General features: G+C 32.8%; 6 protein-coding genes. All 6 read right to left on the reverse strand.

The genetic code is table 11. The features are described 5' to 3' along the window. Positions 1–127 precede the first annotated feature (127 nt). The 6 genes from ACX9YW_RS22750 to ACX9YW_RS22775 all read right to left on the reverse strand — a co-directional run bounded on the left by ACX9YW_RS22750 (position 128) and on the right by ACX9YW_RS22775 (position 3819). Complete coding sequence (locus ACX9YW_RS22750) at positions 128–433, reverse strand: hypothetical protein (protein WP_460350970.1); 306 nt, start codon at positions 431–433, stop codon at positions 128–130. 129 nt (positions 434–562) lie between these two features. Next, a complete protein-coding gene (locus ACX9YW_RS22755) occupies positions 563–832 on the reverse strand; it encodes a hypothetical protein (protein WP_460350972.1) in 270 nt (89 codons plus the stop codon). 271 nt (positions 833–1103) lie between these two features. After that, positions 1104–1370: a CPCC family cysteine-rich protein gene (locus ACX9YW_RS22760; protein ID WP_460350980.1), complete on the reverse strand. Its 267-nt coding sequence runs from the start codon at positions 1368–1370 to the stop codon at positions 1104–1106. A 228-nt stretch (positions 1371–1598) separates the two neighbouring features. Beyond that, complete coding sequence (locus ACX9YW_RS22765; RefSeq protein WP_460350974.1) at positions 1599–2162, reverse strand: hypothetical protein; 564 nt, start codon at positions 2160–2162, stop codon at positions 1599–1601. Between the two features lie 498 nt (positions 2163–2660). Further along, positions 2661–3095, reverse strand: coding sequence for a hypothetical protein (locus ACX9YW_RS22770; RefSeq protein ID WP_460350976.1), 435 nt, complete (start codon positions 3093–3095; stop codon positions 2661–2663). Between the two features lie 235 nt (positions 3096–3330). Beyond that, positions 3331–3819 carry a CDI toxin immunity protein gene (locus tag ACX9YW_RS22775; RefSeq protein ID WP_460350978.1) on the reverse strand — a complete coding sequence of 163 codons (489 nt, stop codon included), beginning with the start codon at positions 3817–3819 and terminating at the stop codon, positions 3331–3333. Between the last annotated feature and the right edge of the window lie 158 nt (positions 3820–3977).

The following is a 3977-nucleotide window of genomic DNA, read 5'->3' on the forward strand; positions in this document are numbered from 1 at the left end:
AAACATAGAATGAGGTTCGATGGAACCTCATTTTTTTCGATGATACTATATATAAGTAAGGCTTTACTTCAATAAGAAAGAGCTATTCTCCTTCTTGAAGAATAGCTCACCATTAGTTTTATAAAAGCTACTTTAACCCAAAATGGTTTTTAAAGAAACTCTTTATGTTTTGCCATACCTCATTAGTAACAAAGTAATGTTGAGTGGCAGTATATACTTGTCCATCTTCCGTTCTAAAGCTTATCACCCAAGAATGATGGTCTTGCGAAAATGGCGAGTCAGGATTCTTAAATCCATCCAAAAAATAAACAGATTCTCCAATCTCAAAATCTCTGGCTTCTTCCCAATTAAATTCGATGCCATCTCTACAAGCAGTAAATGGCTCTATGATAATAATTTCGTCGTTTGTTAGTGATTCAGAAATAACAGACATTTTATTACCACCCTTTCCCTCAGATATAAATAAATAGATTAAGTATTCATTCTGGAACAAAGGCACCCCTATAGTTTCATAAGTATTCTTCCATTCCAAGGAATAAAAAAGCACAGAAGAATCTGTGCTTTACCAGGTTAACCATCCACTTGTTTTTTGATATTTACGAGTTAATTCATATTGCTCTGATTTAAGTAGATGTTTCATTTGAGTTCGAAATTGGCGGTAGTCATCTTTCCTAGCCGATTTAGATTCCTTATTATAATGCACTGATTTTAGTCCTTTACGATAATCGCGAGTCTCTTCTAATCTTGGATCCTTATGAAATTTATTTCTAGCTTGGGTTTCTTTGAATCTTTGTTCACTTTCCCAAATTAGAATCTCCTCAAGATCGAACATTGTCTTACCTGTTGCGAGGATTTAGATTTTGGCAAATCGCCAATAATGCCTTCGCAACTAATGGAAAAACACATGCGGATTACGGATTGCCATATTTATCACCTCAACAATTTGAGATATTTCTATTTTATTCCATAATTAACTAAAGTTGAACTAGTAATTTCACATCCATTATTTATTAAACAAGTTTTGAAAAAAAATATGCATATTTTGGGCTAACTATTTTGTTCCTAATGTAAGATAAGCTCGTCTTTTGCTGAACAAAAACTCACTAATCAAGTGGTTTCCAATTAGGTTCTCGTTCATCTGTAAATGAAGGCATCCTTACATATTTAACTTTTGTAATTTCTTTTGCACCATATTCAATAAAGTTCTTTTGTGCTTGTCTTAACGATGGAACATTAGCTCCACCTTTGAAATCAGGGTCATTAAATTGAACCCCATCGTCTTCCCAAAAACAAATTTCACAAATATCGTATGTACCCGGTGGTTCTTCATCTAGTGTTTTATAGCCACAACAAGGACAAGTAAACTTCATCATTTTTAATCACCCAATCAATACTCTATTTCAATTTGTTAATTAGTTCGATTTAGGGCCAAGTGATCCCTTCTTTATTTTAATTGTTAAGCCACTAACCTACTTCCTATACTTCCCTTAATAACACAAAAACCAAGATTATACCAAGGATGAATAAGATCCCGTAAATTCTCGGCATTATTGGATTGATTTTTATGGAAGTTTAGCACCGTTTACTTACATAAGTAATCAATCATCACGTTCTGTATTCCTAATGATTAGCTCAACACTCTTTTTTGTTGACCACCAATCAAAGTGTTGATGCCCTAAGTCATTTTCAGTTAAATAAAGACATTCTAAAGCTGATAACCGCAGACCAAGTTCAGAACCACTTATTAGAACTAGATGATCTTCGGCTCGAACAGTTAGCGAAGTAGTAAATTTCCAATCATCATTCATTTTATCTTCTTTAGAATCAGGGCGAACACAAAAGTCGAAAGTCCTTGTAATTAATCCTTTTTTAATTGATTTTTTTAATTGATGAACTAATCTAAAGTTTAAAGGTGTACTCTGACCATGAAAGATTACCAAATCTGCTCCATCTGGACTATGACGTTCCATAACCGCTATTAGTTTATGGATAGAAACTAAATCATAAATGTCCGCTAATGTTTTTATAGCAATATCATTACCATAAACATTTATTTGAGTTTCTGGATAAACCCAAGTTTCAAGCCCTAAGTCAGATTGGCTTAAATGTAATACTTCGTATTCAATAACCCCAACCTTTACTTTTTTTATGTTTACATTCATACGGAAGGCTTACTCTCCTCAAATAAAAATAAGATATGATGAATAAAATCACGCATATATTTTGCTTTATAATGGAACGTATGGAACACTATCGCATTCGTTAGTGACACAGCGAATAATACTCACTTTCTATTTTATTTCCACTTAAGTGGGTTTAAAAGCAATGTCTGCAATTCTTTTGCTTTCTTTATATGTGCCTGAATTTGATAAAAATACACTGGGTCTTCTGTATGAACGCCTGGAAGTGTAAGCAAATGCTCTTTATATATTTGGTACTCTCCTACCAAATCAAGTAAAAGTCAAATGTTAATTTTCTTTTGAAATCACCATTTGAGCCCATTTATTTTCGAAAAATGCTCCATAATTGTGTTTGTCCTCCTCTACTGGTTCTTCTTAGTAGCTATGAATAAAATCCCGTATATTCTCGGCTAAATAAGATCTAGGCTTATGGAGGATAAGTCCCGTTACTTTAAGTACATCTCTGCACAAATTTCTAATTTAGGAGGTGCTACTAATTGTTTTACCATCACTTAACATACCTATAAAATTTAGGATTAGTATATAAAATGGATACGCTATCAATCCTCCGATCGCTAAAAGACCAGTAATAGGATTAGCGTCATCTCCACCATTAGTTATAGGAAATAAAGATGCGAATACATAAATAAAATGAACAAAGTAAGGTAACCAAAGGATTACTGTCCAAAAGTTTGCCCTTCGTCTATCCAACCACTTTTTTGTTAAGAAATAGAGTAGCATTGTACCGCCTATAATTTCAACAATTAGGGTTAAGCCAGTCAAAATATTCACCGTGCCAACTTCCCAATTTGTTATCCTGCTTATTCTATACACGTTTAACATAAGCTCAAGAGGAACAAATACCAAGAGAGCATACAGAATACTAACAACATTTAATCTAAGGAAATATTTCATCTAGTAACCTCCAATAGTTTAGAGTAACTATTGGGTTCTATTCGTTAGATATAGGGCTAAATCCTGCCTTTAAGAAAAATGTCATATATAACTAACAACACGCCTCGAAACTGAATCTAATGCAAAAAAAACCGAGATATACAAGTTTTTATGTATAAAACTTGTATAATCCCAGCTATTATAAATCGCTGCTTAAGTTAAAATCAGCTCCCGTTAGTTGAAGAAGGTCGGTACTTTATTTTATCCCAACAGTAATATTGCTGCTAAACGGAATGTCGATTACAAATCCTTTTGATGGACAAAAAATAAATTGTTCCTCGTCCAATAAATTTTCTAAGCTCGCTACAACATTTTCAATGGATGTCACAATAACAGGGGAAGTATTAATAGTAATGGAAAACTTTCTTAATAGAAAGACTTGGCTGCCTTCATATTTATTCCTTTTAATAAAGCTAGAAAGTTCTTCTTCATTTTTTACATAAAGGGTTTCTTTCAATTGACTCCAAGTTATTCGACCAGAACCGGAAAAATCAAACGGAAAAAAGTTTGAAAGTTCCGTATAAATTTTTTCGCTTTCTAGCTCATCTAAAACATTGATGGAATTTTTATCGATTAGTTGCTCGCAATATTCGTCGGCCAGATTAATATAAAGTTCTCTTTCTTGTTTAAATTTTAAATCAGTCAACTTTTGTGCTAGTTTTCTTTGTCTGTCCTTTTTATCCATATTAAACTCCTTTACATACTTACCCCTTTTTTTCCTTAAATCTTATTCTAATGGTCATAAAGAAAAGCAGTAAAACCTTCAAAACGGTCATTTAACAAAACAAATGTAACCGTCAAGTAGTTCTGAACACTTTTTGCTAATTTATTTTGAACACTCTT

The sequence above is a fragment of the Pseudoneobacillus rhizolycopersici genome, assembly GCF_054786815.1.